This is a genomic window from Flavobacterium sp. B114r, assembly GCF_056824125.1.
Genome location: NZ_CP124858.1, coordinates 2,663,161 through 2,676,849, shown reverse-complemented (window position 1 = coordinate 2,676,849; position 13,689 = coordinate 2,663,161). Strand labels below are relative to the sequence as shown.

Genomic DNA, 13,689 nt, shown 5'->3' with positions numbered 1-13,689 from the left:
CGTTTTGTTTTGATAAAATTATACTTTCCGTTAATTTTAATTCACAATATTGTACAAAATCAAAACATTTCGTCATAGAATCTCTTAAAAAAATGAAAGAATTAAGCTATTTAAACAAATATTTCATCAAATATAAATATAGTTTCTCTTTAGGAATTTTAATCGCTATAATCTCACAAATATTCGCTCTATTTACCCCTCAATTAATTAGTAAGTCTCTAAACGCTATCGAAAATTTTGATAAGCTTCCCAAATCTGAACAGATGTCGCAAGTTGTTATTGACTCATACAGAGATGGTTTAATCAATAACGTATTGCTAATTATCGCTACTGCAATAATTTCAGGCTTTTTTCTCTTCCTAACACGACAGACTTTAATTGTAATGTCCCGTCATATTGAATTTGATTTAAAAAATGAGGTTTTCAAGCAATACGAAAATCTTTCACAGAACTTTTACAAGCAAAACCGTACCGGAGATTTAATGAATCGTATCAGCGAAGACGTTTCAAAGGTCCGTATGTACGTTGGTCCGGCCGTAATGTACACCATCAATACATTTATTCGTTTTGCAATCGTTATAATATATATGTATAATGTTTCGCCGTTATTAACACTATATACTATTTTACCGTTACCTGTACTTTCGTATTGTATTTTTAAATTAAGTTCTGAAATCAATAAACGAAGTACGACTTTTCAGCAATATTTATCGAAAGTCTCGAGTTTTTCGCAGGAAATTTTTTCAGGGATCAGGGTTATAAAAGCATACTCCTTAGAAAACCAACATCAAAATAACATGGTAGCTCTTGCGGATGAAAGCAAAAAAAAGAGTTTGGATTTAGCCAAAGTCCAATCACTATTTGGCCCTTTGATGATTGCCTTAATCGGAATCAGTAATCTGGTTGTCATTTATTTTGGTGGTCTTATGTACATTAACGGAACGATTGCGAACATTGGAACAATTGCTGAGTTTATTTTATATGTAAACATGCTAACCTGGCCAGTTGCCTCATTAGGATGGGTTTCATCAATGGTACAGGAAGCCGAAGCTTCTCAAAAACGTTTGAATGAATTCCTGAAAATTGAACCGGAAATCAAGAATAACAATGAGAACACATCAGATATTCAAGGTTCTATTGCTTTCGAAAATGTAAGCTATACGTATAAAGACACTAATATCGAAGCGCTGAAAAATGTAACTTTTACGGTAAAAAAAGGAGAGACATTGGCTATTTTAGGAAAAACAGGCTCTGGTAAATCGACTATCCTTTCCTTAATTTCCCGTTTATACGACGTTACTTCGGGAAAAATCACAATTGACGGGAATGAAATAAGCACTTTGAACTTAAATGATCTTCGAAACAATATAGGAATCGTACCTCAGGATGCTTTTTTATTCTCTGACACTATTAAAAACAATATCAAATTTGGCAATCAAAACGCTACAGACAAAGAAGTAATCGAGGCGGCTAAAAATGCTGTCGTTCATGACAATATCATTGCATTCAACAAACAATACGACACAGTTCTGGGAGAAAGAGGTATCACACTTTCAGGAGGCCAGAAGCAACGTGTATCTATTGCACGTGCTATTATTAAAAAACCTGCGATTCTACTTTTTGACGATTGCCTGTCAGCAGTCGATACTGAGACAGAAGAGACGATTTTGAACAATTTATTCGAAATTTGTAAAGATAAAACTACCATAATAGTCAGTCATCGTGTTTCGTCAGCAAAAAATGCCGACAAAATAATCATTTTAGAAGATGGCAGAATCATTCAACAAGGCTCTCATAATCAATTAATAAATCAAGAGGGCTATTATGCTTCTTTATATTTAAAACAACTTTCAGAAAAAGAATCACTTTAAATGTTGCGTAATAGATAATTTTTTATGATTTTTGAGTACTATTAATTCCAAAAATGATAGAACGTATTATGAGAGAAAATGACATGTTAGAAAAAGAAGAGATTTTTTCTAAAGTATTACGAGCAGGAAGAAGAACTTATTTCTTTGATGTGAGAGCTACTAAAGCTGATGATTATTATATCACTATTACCGAAAGTAAAAAATTTACTGAAGAAGATGGTTCTTTTCATTTTAAAAAACACAAAATTTACTTGTATAAAGAAGATTTTAGTGCTTTTGCCGAAATACTAGAAGAAATGACTTCATATGTCTTGAACCACAAAGGCGAAGAAGTAATTTCTGAAAGACACCAAAAAGATTTTAAGAAAGAATACGGTTCCGATAAACCTGAAGGACAACGATCTAGTTTTACTGATATTGATTTTGACGATATTTAGTCCTAAATAACTTTTTAAAAAGTACAAGTCCAATATGTCCTGCATTTTGGACTTTTTTTATATATTTAAATTCTATAATTTTAGTCGAGAATCATTTTAGATTTCGGACTGAAGTTTTTATATTTTTCCAGATTAACTATACGAATTCAAATATCTCTTAAATGAAAAAATTAATTCTCTTATTTACTTTCCTCTTTATTGGAGTTTCATCTTTTGCCCAAAAAACAGAATACGAGACGAAATCAAATATTCAATACTACAACCCGGCAATTAATAAAACTGATAGCTATATAAATGAAAGATGTGTTCTTGATATTTATTACCCTAAAAACACAAAAGGTTTTGCTACAATAGTTTGGTTTCACGGAGGAGGATTGACCGGCGGGAGCAAAGAAATCCCTGAAGCTCTAAAACAAAGGGTTTGCGATTATTGGAGTCAATTACAGATTATCACCAAAGGTAAAAGCTGCAAAAGCTATCGAAGATGCAGCTGCTGCAGTTGCCTGGGCTTTTAACAACATTGCAAATTACGGCGGAGACACTTCTTCAATTTTTGTTTCAGGACATTCTGCAGGAGGATATTTAGGTTTAATGATTGGTCTGGATAAAAAATGGCTGCAAAAAGAAGGAATCGACGCTAATAAAATCGCAGGACTTATCCCATTTAGCGGTCAATGCATTACTCATTTCGAAATTAGAAAAGAAAACGGAATTCCTGATACAACACCAACTATTGATGCTTTCGCACCTCTTTTTTATGTTCGTGCTGATGCTCCGCCACTTTTATTAATTACCGGAGATCGCGAATTAGAGATGTTAGGACGATATGAAGAAAATGCCTACATGGCACGTATGATGAAATTAGTCGGTCACAAACAAACCAAACTTTATGAACTTGACGGTTACGGACACGGAATTACTGAACCTGGATTTCCGCTGCTTGTAAAAGAGGTAAACAGAATCCTAAAAGAAAATAAAAAATAATCTTTAAATAAATCCACGGCAATGGAAACACAATTATTAATACTACCCGGGCTTGGAAATTCAGGCGAAAAACACTGGCAAACATTCTGGCATAAAAAGTTTAAAAACTCAATTCGTTTAGTTCAGGACAATTGGGACGAACCTGTTTGTAAAGAATGGCTCGAAAGATTAAATGAAGAAGTTGCAAAACTCAATGAACCAACGATTTTGGTTGCGCATAGCTTAGCTGTTTCTTTAGTTTTGCATTGGGCGGGCTCAAATACCAACAAAAACATCATAGGCGCTTTATTAGTAGCTCCTGCTGATGTTGATTCACCTCAACATACTCCTGAATCTGTTCGGAATTTTTCTCCAATGCCCGTTTATAAATTACCATTTCCTTCAATAGTTGTCGCAAGCGAAAATGATCCGTACGCTTCTTTTGAAAGAAAAGAATATTTTGCCAAAATGTGGGGAAGCGATTTCGTAAACGTAGGTCAGCAAGGACACATCAATTCTGACTCTGACTTAAAATACTGGGAAGCAGGTCAGTTGATTTTACAGCAGTTAATTGAGAAAATTTCTTAGTTTTCAGTTGCGGTCTTCAGTCTCAGTTTTCAGTCTGGAGGTTAATTAACCGCAAATTTCACAGAGATTTTACGCAAAGTTCACAAAGTTTCTTTTGAAGGTTTGTGAACTTTTGCCTGATTAAAGGTCACAAAGCTGGGCTTAAAAAATAATTCGTGTGAATTTGTGTAATTCGTGGCGAAAATTAACCGCAAAATCAAAATTATTTTAATTCTTTAATCCCGATAGCTATCGGGAGTGGCAAACTGAAAACTGTGACAGAAAACTAACCAATCCTAAGTCCATTTTCAATCTTAAAATCAGGAGCCAATAAAATAACATCTCCCTCCTCGCCTACAGCACCAAGAACAAGACATTCGCTCATAAATTTTCCTATTTGCTTTCTGGGAAAGTTTACAACCGCCACAATTTGTCTGTTTACTAAGTCTTCTTTTTGATAACGTTTGGTAATTTGTGCCGATGATTTTCTAATGCCAATTTCAGCGCCAAAATCAATCGTTAGCTGATATGCCGGTTTTCTTGCTTCGGGAAAATCATTTACTTCTATAATGGTTCCGACACGCATATCGGTTCTCTCAAATTCATTCCAGGTTAAATCCATTTACGTTTTCATAATGTTGAATTACAAACCTATTAATTTTGTAATTATTACAACTAATTCTATAACCGTTTTTTTTAGTTCTACTTCTAAATTTACGTATCACTGAGTAAAGTAACACTAAAAAAGATATAGAAATGGAAAACACTATCCTAAATACCGACCAATCCCTGAGAGATTTTGAATTTGATATCCAGGAATTAAACACTGATAAATACATCGAAACTGCAAAAAATGTAAAGCTTTATGTAAAGGATTACGGAAAAGGAAAACCTGTTATTTTGATTCACGGCTGGCCTCTTTCGAATGAAATGTGGGAATATCAGGTTGATTTTTTGGTACAGAACAACTATAGGGTAATTGTGTATGACCGCCGTGGTTTTGGTAAATCATCTCAACCTTATGACGGATATGATTATGATACTTTGACTGATGACTTAAAAGAAATTATTGACCAGCTAAAATTAGAAAACGCAACTCTTGTAGGATTTTCAATGGGTGGTGGCGAGGTTGTTCGCTACTTTAGCCGTCATGGTGGAAAAGGAGTAACAAAAGCTGCCTTAATATCTTCTGTAGTTCCATTTTTACTACAGACAAGCGACAATCCTGACGGACATCCAAAGGAAAAAAGCGAAGCAACAGCAAATGCAATCAAAGAAGACAGAATAGGTTTTGTGGATAATTTTGGAAAAACTTTTTTCGGAATCAACATCATCAACAAACCTCTAAGCACTCCATTACTTGAATATTACAGAGCATTATGTTCATTTGCTTCTCCTCGTGCTACACTAAAATGTGCCGAATCATTTTCTTATACTGATTTTAGAGAAGAGTTAGATTTTATAAAAGTCCCAACGTTAATCATTCATGGAGACGATGATAAAATCGTTCCAATTGAACTAACCTCTGAAAAATCTGCAAAAGCCATTCGCGAAAACACTTATATCGTTTACGAAGGCGCTCCACACGGATTATTCTATACCAACAAAGATAAACTGAACACTGATTTATTGAATTTTTTGAATTCATAAAATACTACTATATAAATCCAAAGAAACTTATGAGCTTTGTTAAAGTTTCTTTGGATGTTTTTTTTTAATCCTGTAAACTTTCTTTTACAAGAATATTAAAGCTATTTTTGAAGATCTTATCTCTATAAAAATGGCACAAACCTCTTCAAATATAATTCCGCTTGGAACAATTGCACCAAAATTCAAATTAAAAGATGCGAATTCTAACAATGAATATTCGTTTGATGATTTGAAAGGATCAAAAGGTACATTAGTGGTTTTTATCTGTAATCATTGTCCGTTTGTACTTCATGTTATCAACGAAATCGTAATGATTACAAATGATTATCGCGTTCAGGGAATTGGAGTTATTGCCATTTCGAGTAATGATATCGAAAAATATCCGCAAGATTCTCCTGAATTAATGACTGAATTTGCTTTTGAAAATAAAATCGATTTTCCGTATTTATTTGACGGGACCCAGGAAGTTGCCAAAGCCTACAATGCTGCATGTACTCCTGATTTTTATTTATTCGACAATCAGGATCGTTTATTCTATCATGGTCAAATGGATGATTCAAGACCCGGAAACGGAATTTCGTTAAGCGGAAGTGATCTTCGTAGTGCTATTGATGCGCTCATTTATAACCGAAGTTTAAAAGAACCACAAAAGCCAAGTATTGGCTGTAGTATTAAATGGAAATAAACAAATTAGAAGTATTTCAAAAAGTTTACCTATCTTTGCAGATCAATTAATTATTCTCATTGTGAGCACTATAAACCTAATTACAGTTTTTATGTTGTTGTTTTCTCTTACGAGAAGACCAATTACTGCTGTATTTATTTCACATAGTAAGGCCTTTATTAATTAGGCCTCCGTCTATTCCAATTTCTTCTTTCAGGCGGAGGATTTATACCACGATTTAATCATTTATTTTATTTGAAAGAGTAAATTCTCTCTCAAATGATTTTTTGGTTTTTTCAATCAAAAGTTTCCAAAACATACATTATTTTAAATTTCAACTGTACCTGTACAATTTGAAACAACAATTATGTATTTATAAGCCTGTAAAGAAATACACTAAAAAACACTTACGCATTAATAATAATATAAAAACATATTTATGAAACCAACACCCACTTTCTGTAAAACAGATTATCATTTCTTAAGAGAATTGATATTAAAAAGTAAAAATTCAACAAATGCAAAAGAAGCCAATCAGCTTTCACAAGAGTTAGATCGCGCTGTAATTAGCAAAGAAAGCGAATTAGACAACTCGATTATAAGAATAAATTCATACGTCACTATCGAAGATGTAAAAGCAAAAAAGCAAATGAAAATTAAAATCGTTTTACCTTCATTTGCTGATGTAAAACAAAGTAAAATTTCAATTCTTGCTCCTTTGAGTGTTGCTATAATTGGATTTAAGGAAAATGACGAGGTCGATTGGGAACTACCGGCTGGAATAAAGACTCTAAAAATAGTTGCGGTTAGTAATATAGCCGAAGACAATTCTTAACCTTTTTTAAACACCTCATTCGTGAAGGTGTTTTTTTATGCCCTATTTAAAAACAAAAAAACTATCCAATAATAGTTACTGAATAGTTTTTATAAATCTACAAAAGAACTTCTTACAATTGAGAAGTTATATAATTTGATATCGAAGCCATCTGGGTATCATCCAACTTCGCTTTTTTCTGCATCCTTGCTAAAATTGGTTTCCACTCTTGCTCAGTAAATTTCTTTGCGTCATATAATTTATGACATCTTGCACAACTGTTCTCGTATAAGTTTTTACCTTCTTCCAATTCAGGTGTTAATACTACAGTTTTAGCAGTTTCGGTTACAGGTACTGTTGACGCAGTAGAAGCATTCTTTTGGGTTCCGCAAGAAACTAAAAGTAATACCGCAGCAGTTAGAATTAAGATTTTTGATTTCATTGTTTTGCTTTAATTTATAAGTAAATATAAAAAAATCCCATATGCCTTGACATACGGGATTCTAATTTAAAACAATACTAAATTGTCTCTATATTTCTTATTTTACTTCCATTAATTCAACATCGAAAATCAAAGTTGCATTTGGCGGAATAACTCCTCCAGCTCCGGCAGCCCCGTAAGCTAAGTCAGAAGGAATTACAAAACGAGCTTTGTCTCCTACTTGCAATAAAGCAACACCTTCATCCCATCCTTCGATAACCTGTCCCTGACCTAATCTAAATTCGATTGGTTTTTTACGTGGATAAGATGAATCAAAGACTTTTCCGTTTTCTAAAGAACCTTCGTAATGAACTGCAACTGTTTTACCAGCTTCTGCTTGTTTACCTTCTCCTTTTTGAATCATTTTATAACGTAAACCACTTTCTGTTTTTTCAAAACCAGCAGCTAATTGTTCCATTTTTGCTTCAGACTCTGCTTTTAAAGCTGCATCTCTTTTTAGACGAGCACCTTTTAAACCAACAAAAGCTTCGATAGCATTAAATTTTTCTGCTTCTTCTCCAACTCTGATAATTTCTACATTTTCAAGAGCATCGCCTTGTGCAACAGCATCAACGATATCCTGTCCTTCGATTACATGACCAAAAACAGTATGTTTTCCGTCTAACCAAGAAGTTGGAACGTGAGTAATGTAAAATTGAGAACCGTTACTTGCAGGTCCTGAATTTGCCATTGCTAAAACTCCCGGACGATCGTGTTTTAAACTTGGGTGAAATTCATCATCAAATTTATAACCAGGATCACCAGTTCCTGTTCCTTTTGGGCATCCACCCTGAATCATAAAATCAGGAATTACTCTATGAAATGTTAATCCGTCATAGAATTTTTGTCCTTGAGGTTTTACTTTATTTTCCATATTTCCTTCTGCAAGAGCTACAAAATTCCCTACGGTTCCTGGTGTTAAATCGTGAGTTAGTTTTACTAAAATCGAACCTTTGCTTGTATTGAATTTAGCGTATATTCCGTTTTCCATTGTTATTATTTTTTATTTAAATGCAAATTTACAAAATTAATTTTATATCATTTTGCGTGAAAAATACAAGTATCTTTAATTACTGAATTTTCGAGATTGATAACCGAAATTTTAGTCCCTTCATCAAAATCACATGTACGCTTCACTATTTTCCCGTAAGGTATATTCTTTAAAAATATCGTATCATTTCTAAGAACTGTATTTTGATTAAAGACTATGATATCACCCAATCCGCATGGAATCCCGCATTTCCAAACATATTCTTTTATTTCATTGTCAGAAAGTGTTTTTTGGCAACTTAAAATCAAAAACAAACTAGCAATTGCCGTTATTATTTTCATCTTAAACTTTATTTTTAGACTTTACTTTATAAGTAAGTCCGTATACTAATAATGATAATACTGATAAAGCAACACACCCAATTGTTACAGCATGCCATCCGCCTAATTTCCACAAAAACAATCCGTAAGCTGATCCTGCTGCTGTTCCTAAAAAGCTAAATGACATAAATACGGTATTTAATCTGTTTCTGGCTTCGGGAAGCAACGAGTATACCCGGGTTTGATTAGAAATATGAACGCCCTGGATTCCTATATCAATAAATACGATTCCGATAGCAATTCCGATTACGCTTTCTACTGAAAAATAAAAAACCAGAAAGCTTATCAAAATCAACAAGCAACCGTAGCCCACAGCAACTCTAGATCCTCCTTTATCACCAAGTTTACCCACTAAAGGCGCTGCTAAAGCTCCTGATGCACCAACAATCCCGAATAAACCGATTGTTGCACTATTATAATGAAAGGGTTCTCCTGAAAGCAATAAAACCATTGTGGTCCAGAAAGCACCAAATTGAGCAAAACTAAATACATTTATGATTGTCGCTTCTCTTAAAATTGGTTGTGTTTTTATAAGTGTAAAAAGGGATTTAATTAATTCTCCATAACTTCCCTTAAACTGAGGTTTATTAACCGGAAATTTATTCTGAATAACAAAAAAGATCAAAAGACAAATTCCTGAAGCGATATAAAACATTGATCTCCATCCTAAATACTGACCAATGAACCCGCTTAAAGTTCTTGAAAGCAAAATACCAACAAGTAATCCGCTCATGATTGTTCCCACTACTTTACCCCGTTGTTCGGGCGCACATAATGAAGCGGCCAAAGGCAAAATAAGTTGTGGTACAATTGAAGTAATTCCGATTAATAAGGAGGCAATCTGTAAAAGAAAAAAGCTTTTAGCCGTAGCTGCCAGAATCAAGGCAATTACAGAAGCAAAAGTGGTCATTAAAATTTGTTTTTTTCTTTCAATTTTATCGCCTAAAGGAACCATAAAAAACAACCCAATCGCATAACCTGCCTGAGTAAGATATGTTATTGTTCCAGCGCTGGCTTCGGGAATTTTAAATTCGTTGGCAATTAAAACAATTAGAGGTTGGCAGTAATACAGATTTGCAACTATAAGTCCAGTGCAAGCTGCCATAAATAAGACATTCGTTTTGGATAAATTCATTTTGCAAAAATACCATCAATATTTAATCTAAACTTATAATTAAAGTTATTTTTTTTATAAAATCTGTGTAAATCTGCATCTTTGCAATAGAGAATCTGCACCATTAATTTTCTGGAAATTGACGCTGCTTAATCCCATTCGTTATCGCAAAAACACGGATACTTAATGATTTTCTTTATTTAATTCTATTTTAAAAAATCTTCTCTGGCAGGGCTAAAAACATCAGTCAAAAATCCGCTTTCTAAACAAACTACTCCATGAATTGCATGAGGCGGAATGTAGAAACTGTCTCCTTCTTTTAAGGTTTGAGTTACGCCATTTATAGTTACATCAAATTTACCACTCGAAACATACGTTACTTGCGTATGATAATGTTCGTGCAAAACACCAATTCCGCCTTTTTCAAAATGAACGTTCACCAACATCACTCTGTCGTCGTATGCCAGAATTTTGCGTTTGATTCCTTCACCAACCACTTCCCACTCTATTTCATCCCCTTTTATAAATTCTTTGCTTGTTCCGAAAGTTTGCATATCTGTTTTTTAATTGAATTGGTACAAAAATAATACTTTTAGATGATTTTATTTTTAAATCAATTTTTTAGAAATAAAACCACTGCTTGTTTTTATAGATTCAAAAGCATCGGGATTATAATTATTCTCCTGTTCTACAAAAAAATGTTTCATTCCGGATTGTTTTGCTTCCTTAAAAATAGTTCTAAAATCAATAGAACCGGAACCTATTTCTGTGTTTAAAGCCTGATTTGCCTTGTCCATATCTTTTACATGCCACAATTTAAAACGTCCCTGGTTTGCTGCAAACAATTTTAGCGGATCATTTCCTGAACGAACAACCCAATACAAATCCAATTCAAAATAAACCAAATCCTTATTAGTTTCTTTTAAGAGAATTTCATAACCTGTAATCCCATCATGTTTCTGAAATTCAAAATCATGATTGTGATAAGCTATTTTTAAACCTGCGGCTGCACACATTTTCGCCGCTTCATTTATTCGGGCTGCAATATTTTTATAATCCTGAATATTTCTCCTGAAAGACTCATCTAACCATGGAATTGTCAAAAATTCACTTTTTAGAACCTTTGCCGCTTCTATCGCAGCAATTAATTCTGATGTATTTCCATCATACAAAAAACTTCCCAGATTATAATGTCCGCTAATCGCTTTGAGCCCGTTTTTGTCCAGTAGCTTCTTTAATTCGATTGGCGTAACACCCCAAAACTGATCTTTAATCGAAAAACCATACGTTTCTACAGTTGTAAATCCGGCAGCGGCAACTTTTTCAAAAGTTAACCCCACATTTTTAGGGAGTTCATCCCGTAATGTATATAATTGCAAACCAATTTCTTTTTTATCCATAGTAAAAGCTAATGATGGCAAAGTCATAACTAATGTCGTAGCCAGACCTGTATTTAGTATAAATTTTCTCCTTGTAATCATTCGTTCATTTTAAAAATCCGGAAATAAAATTAATCTATTTAAATCAATCTTAAACCTCTATAAATTGTTTTTCGAAATTACATATAAAATCCTGAAGAGCAACTTCCGTTTCTTCGCTTACAATTTCCCCCTCTTCATTAATTTTTCCGCGAATTCCCTGTATCAAAAGTCTGGTTTCATCTTCGAATTTAGCTTCAAGGGTTTTCATTATTAATGTCAATTGCTCATGTCCCATTTCTCCCGAAGCCGAAGCCGTTATCAAACCCGTCTTTTTATCTGAAAAAATAATAGTCGAAACACACCACTCTAAAGCATTTTTTAAACTTCCGGAGTGCAAATTAGAACTCCGTCGGCCTCACTAATTTTATCCCTGAATTCTTTGACTTCTTTGGGCGCATCATCATTATCTAAATCCGGATTAAAATGAGGAAGACCAGCCAGATCTTCAAAAATTTCAATTTTAAATTCGGTTTTTATATTTTCCGAAATATATTTTAGAATTTTGTAATTACTAGAATTTCTTCTTGTACTTCCCGTTATGGCGAAGATTTTTATTGTTTCTTTTTGCATTTTACTTAATTACGTCTCTATCTTTTTTCATTAACTGAAATCCATCGGTTAAATTGTTTCTTATAAAATATTTCTCTAAATCTTCCAGTCTTTTTTTATTATCGTATTGTATACATGAATTTAGTTTTTGCTGACAAACAGAACACAATCGAATAGTATTTTTATCTGTTTCATACATGCTATTAGTCCCATTCATTACACAGTTTGCCGTAATACAATGATGCAGGCCAAACATATGTCCAATTTCATGAGAGCTTATTTTAAGCAATCGTGATAAACACAAATCAAAATTTTCAGACGTCAATTCCCCGTCTTGTAATCTATAAATTGAACTCACGCCAATCTTATCGTGATAAGAAGCCAAACCAAAAACATAATTCCATTCAGGTTTAGGATATAAATCAAGTTCTGAAAGCCCCATTAACGCAATTCTCTTTGATGGCTTTTGCTCTTTTAAAACATCTGTTAAAAGATAACCTGCCAATAATTGTTCATGACCATCCATCATTCTTCTGGCAGAATTTGGAACCACATCATTAGAAATAGGATCTAAAGTTTTTGTTTTTAATTGAAAGTAGATTTCTAAATATTCATTGGCAAGCTTAATTTGCTTTTTTTGTAAAGTATTAAAATTTCCAATAGGCAGTATATAAATAATATTAGAATCTTCTGCTGGAATTATATGTTTAGACCTAAAATATTGTTCAAAAGTTTGTCCTTTTTCTTTACGGGAATACAACCAATCTCCATAAACAGGTTCAGCCAATTTAACGTCATTGCTTTTGATTTGCCCAAAATATGGTGCTTGTTCAGGAATTTGTTTAGGTGTTGCTTTGGTAATTGCTTTTGTTTTTTCTTTATTGCAGGAACAAAATAATACAAGCAGGAAGAAGATTATTTTTTTCATTTATTTTCTGGTATGTATTAATAAAAAACAATTTTAAATTAATTCCTTAAAAATAAACTTTTCCTCATAATCAATTTCAAATTTTTCAAGAAAGTCAATATACTCCTCTCTGAAAGTTCTCTTTTTATGGTGTAGTTCCTGATTTTCAATATAACTAATTACGGCAGTCAATTGTGATTTACTATATGAAAATGCGCCATAACCTTCCTGCCATTCAAAGTGACATTCTAGAAATCTACTATTATTAATCCACTTTGAAGAATCTTGTTTTATATTTTTCATTAAATCAGAGATAGATTGTGCTGGCCTTATTCCAATTAAAATATGAACATGGTCAGAAATACCATTGATTGCTAAAAGTTTATGATTATTATTTTTTATAATTCCTGCTATATATTTATAGAGTTCTTCTTTCCACTCTTTATTAATTATACCTTGTCTAAATTTTACTGCGAAAACAAAATGAATGTGTATTTGAGTATATGTATTTGCCATTACTATGTAGTCCCTATGGGACAATTTTAATTTGTATTTTTTTTCTACCAACATATATTTCCTGACGGAATAATAATACATTGAGCATATTTTTAAAATCAGTATAGCTTAAGAAAAAAACTATAAACATATAATTTCTAGCAGAATAGCAAATACATAAATCATTCTTTTCGATGTTCCGTTAGGAACAAAATATCGGTAACTAAAATAAGCTGACCAACATATCATGTCCCGTAGGGACTATACATAGGTACCTTTACACATTTAATCCTAACTTTCATCTTCCTCGAAATTATCGAAATAT

Annotated in this window: 19 protein-coding genes; 8 read left to right on the top strand and 11 right to left on the bottom strand. The window is 33.0% G+C overall.

From position 1 onward, the window contains the following. The first annotated feature begins 92 nt into the window (after positions 1-92). The 5 genes from QLQ94_RS11485 to QLQ94_RS11465 all read left to right on the top strand — a co-directional run bounded on the left by QLQ94_RS11485 (position 93) and on the right by QLQ94_RS11465 (position 3,859). Positions 93-1,871, top strand: a complete 1,779-nt coding sequence (locus tag QLQ94_RS11485; RefSeq protein ID WP_271335410.1) for an ABC transporter ATP-binding protein — start codon at positions 93-95, stop codon at positions 1,869-1,871. A gap of 68 nt (positions 1,872-1,939) precedes the next feature. After that, complete coding sequence (locus tag QLQ94_RS11480; protein WP_029268690.1) at positions 1,940-2,308, top strand: PUR family DNA/RNA-binding protein; 369 nt, start codon at positions 1,940-1,942, stop codon at positions 2,306-2,308. A gap of 161 nt (positions 2,309-2,469) precedes the next feature. Next, positions 2,470-2,823, top strand: a complete 354-nt coding sequence (locus tag QLQ94_RS11475) for a hypothetical protein (protein ID WP_482499806.1) — start codon at positions 2,470-2,472, stop codon at positions 2,821-2,823. Further along, positions 2,735-3,292 (top strand): alpha/beta hydrolase, encoded by a 558-nt coding sequence (locus tag QLQ94_RS11470; protein WP_482499968.1) that lies wholly within the window; start codon positions 2,735-2,737, stop codon positions 3,290-3,292. The genes QLQ94_RS11475 and QLQ94_RS11470 overlap by 89 nt, the downstream gene beginning before the upstream one ends. A 21-nt stretch (positions 3,293-3,313) precedes the next feature. Continuing rightward, on the top strand, positions 3,314-3,859 hold the full coding sequence (locus QLQ94_RS11465; RefSeq protein ID WP_482499805.1) for an RBBP9/YdeN family alpha/beta hydrolase: 546 nt from the start codon (positions 3,314-3,316) through the stop codon (positions 3,857-3,859). A gap of 265 nt (positions 3,860-4,124) precedes the next feature. Here QLQ94_RS11465 and QLQ94_RS11460 read toward each other — a convergent pair whose 3' ends face one another. Next, positions 4,125-4,460 carry a tRNA-binding protein gene (locus QLQ94_RS11460; protein ID WP_271335413.1) on the bottom strand — a complete coding sequence of 112 codons (336 nt, stop codon included), beginning with the start codon at positions 4,458-4,460 and terminating at the stop codon, positions 4,125-4,127. Between the two features lie 134 nt (positions 4,461-4,594). Between QLQ94_RS11460 and QLQ94_RS11455 the strand changes: the two genes are divergently transcribed. The 3 genes from QLQ94_RS11455 (at position 4,595) to QLQ94_RS11445 (ending at position 6,987) form a co-directional block, all read left to right on the top strand. Further along, positions 4,595-5,488: an alpha/beta fold hydrolase gene (locus QLQ94_RS11455; RefSeq protein ID WP_271335414.1), complete on the top strand. Its 894-nt coding sequence runs from the start codon at positions 4,595-4,597 to the stop codon at positions 5,486-5,488. Positions 5,489-5,618: 130 nt separating this feature from the next. After that, positions 5,619-6,173 carry a thioredoxin family protein gene (locus tag QLQ94_RS11450; RefSeq protein WP_482499803.1) on the top strand — a complete coding sequence of 185 codons (555 nt, stop codon included), beginning with the start codon at positions 5,619-5,621 and terminating at the stop codon, positions 6,171-6,173. A gap of 418 nt (positions 6,174-6,591) precedes the next feature. Further along, a complete protein-coding gene (locus QLQ94_RS11445; RefSeq protein ID WP_271335416.1) occupies positions 6,592-6,987 on the top strand; it encodes a GreA/GreB family elongation factor in 396 nt (131 codons plus the stop codon). A 112-nt stretch (positions 6,988-7,099) separates the two neighbouring features. On the opposite strand, the gene QLQ94_RS11440 is transcribed toward QLQ94_RS11445, so the two are convergent. From QLQ94_RS11440 to tnpA, 10 genes are all read right to left on the bottom strand, one after another. Next, positions 7,100-7,408: a c-type cytochrome gene (locus QLQ94_RS11440; protein WP_271335417.1), complete on the bottom strand. Its 309-nt coding sequence runs from the start codon at positions 7,406-7,408 to the stop codon at positions 7,100-7,102. 97 nt (positions 7,409-7,505) lie between these two features. Continuing rightward, the gene (locus tag QLQ94_RS11435; protein ID WP_271335418.1) at positions 7,506-8,438 is read right to left on the bottom strand and encodes a peptidylprolyl isomerase; all 933 of its coding nucleotides are present in this window, start codon (positions 8,436-8,438) and stop codon (positions 7,506-7,508) included. 47 nt (positions 8,439-8,485) lie between these two features. Continuing rightward, on the bottom strand, positions 8,486-8,779 hold the full coding sequence (locus QLQ94_RS11430) for a hypothetical protein (protein ID WP_271335419.1): 294 nt from the start codon (positions 8,777-8,779) through the stop codon (positions 8,486-8,488). Position 8,780: 1 nt separating this feature from the next. Further along, positions 8,781-9,923 carry an MFS transporter gene (locus QLQ94_RS11425; RefSeq protein WP_271335420.1) on the bottom strand — a complete coding sequence of 381 codons (1,143 nt, stop codon included), beginning with the start codon at positions 9,921-9,923 and terminating at the stop codon, positions 8,781-8,783. A gap of 215 nt (positions 9,924-10,138) precedes the next feature. Further along, positions 10,139-10,486, bottom strand: a complete 348-nt coding sequence (locus QLQ94_RS11420; protein ID WP_271335421.1) for a cupin domain-containing protein — start codon at positions 10,484-10,486, stop codon at positions 10,139-10,141. Positions 10,487-10,540: 54 nt separating this feature from the next. Further along, a complete protein-coding gene (locus QLQ94_RS11415) occupies positions 10,541-11,413 on the bottom strand; it encodes a sugar phosphate isomerase/epimerase family protein (RefSeq protein ID WP_482499800.1) in 873 nt (290 codons plus the stop codon). 49 nt (positions 11,414-11,462) lie between these two features. Continuing rightward, positions 11,463-11,750, bottom strand: coding sequence for an NADPH-dependent FMN reductase (locus tag QLQ94_RS11410; protein WP_482499799.1), 288 nt, complete (start codon positions 11,748-11,750; stop codon positions 11,463-11,465). Then, complete coding sequence (locus QLQ94_RS11405; RefSeq protein ID WP_482499797.1) at positions 11,732-11,983, bottom strand: NADPH-dependent FMN reductase; 252 nt, start codon at positions 11,981-11,983, stop codon at positions 11,732-11,734. The genes QLQ94_RS11410 and QLQ94_RS11405 overlap by 19 nt, the downstream gene beginning before the upstream one ends. 1 nt (position 11,984) lies before the next feature. Continuing rightward, positions 11,985-12,890 (bottom strand): Zn-dependent protease, encoded by a 906-nt coding sequence (locus QLQ94_RS11400; protein WP_271335424.1) that lies wholly within the window; start codon positions 12,888-12,890, stop codon positions 11,985-11,987. Positions 12,891-12,923: 33 nt separating this feature from the next. Then, positions 12,924-13,385: an IS200/IS605 family transposase gene (tnpA, locus tag QLQ94_RS11395; protein WP_271335425.1), complete on the bottom strand. Its 462-nt coding sequence runs from the start codon at positions 13,383-13,385 to the stop codon at positions 12,924-12,926. Positions 13,386-13,689: the final 304 nt, after the last annotated feature.

Coding starts and splice junctions, on each gene's coding strand:
- QLQ94_RS11455 (WP_271335414.1), top strand. CDS start 4,595: ATGGAAAACACTATCCTAAATACCGACCAATCCCTGAGAGATTTTGAA.
- QLQ94_RS11450 (WP_482499803.1), top strand. CDS start 5,619: ATGGCACAAACCTCTTCAAATATAATTCCGCTTGGAACAATTGCACCA.
- QLQ94_RS11415 (WP_482499800.1), bottom strand. CDS start 11,413: ATGATTACAAGGAGAAAATTTATACTAAATACAGGTCTGGCTACGACA.
- QLQ94_RS11425 (WP_271335420.1), bottom strand. CDS start 9,923: ATGGCAGCTTGCACTGGACTTATAGTTGCAAATCTGTATTACTGCCAA.
- QLQ94_RS11405 (WP_482499797.1), bottom strand. CDS start 11,983: ATGCAAAAAGAAACAATAAAAATCTTCGCCATAACGGGAAGTACAAGA.
- QLQ94_RS11440 (WP_271335417.1), bottom strand. CDS start 7,408: ATGAAATCAAAAATCTTAATTCTAACTGCTGCGGTATTACTTTTAGTT.
- QLQ94_RS11445 (WP_271335416.1), top strand. CDS start 6,592: ATGAAACCAACACCCACTTTCTGTAAAACAGATTATCATTTCTTAAGA.
- QLQ94_RS11435 (WP_271335418.1), bottom strand. CDS start 8,438: ATGGAAAACGGAATATACGCTAAATTCAATACAAGCAAAGGTTCGATT.
- QLQ94_RS11480 (WP_029268690.1), top strand. CDS start 1,940: ATGAGAGAAAATGACATGTTAGAAAAAGAAGAGATTTTTTCTAAAGTA.
- QLQ94_RS11465 (WP_482499805.1), top strand. CDS start 3,314: ATGGAAACACAATTATTAATACTACCCGGGCTTGGAAATTCAGGCGAA.
- tnpA (WP_271335425.1), bottom strand. CDS start 13,385: ATGGCAAATACATATACTCAAATACACATTCATTTTGTTTTCGCAGTA.
- QLQ94_RS11460 (WP_271335413.1), bottom strand. CDS start 4,460: ATGGATTTAACCTGGAATGAATTTGAGAGAACCGATATGCGTGTCGGA.
- QLQ94_RS11400 (WP_271335424.1), bottom strand. CDS start 12,890: ATGAAAAAAATAATCTTCTTCCTGCTTGTATTATTTTGTTCCTGCAAT.
- QLQ94_RS11420 (WP_271335421.1), bottom strand. CDS start 10,486: ATGCAAACTTTCGGAACAAGCAAAGAATTTATAAAAGGGGATGAAATA.
- QLQ94_RS11430 (WP_271335419.1), bottom strand. CDS start 8,779: ATGAAAATAATAACGGCAATTGCTAGTTTGTTTTTGATTTTAAGTTGC.
- QLQ94_RS11485 (WP_271335410.1), top strand. CDS start 93: ATGAAAGAATTAAGCTATTTAAACAAATATTTCATCAAATATAAATAT.
- QLQ94_RS11475 (WP_482499806.1), top strand. CDS start 2,470: ATGAAAAAATTAATTCTCTTATTTACTTTCCTCTTTATTGGAGTTTCA.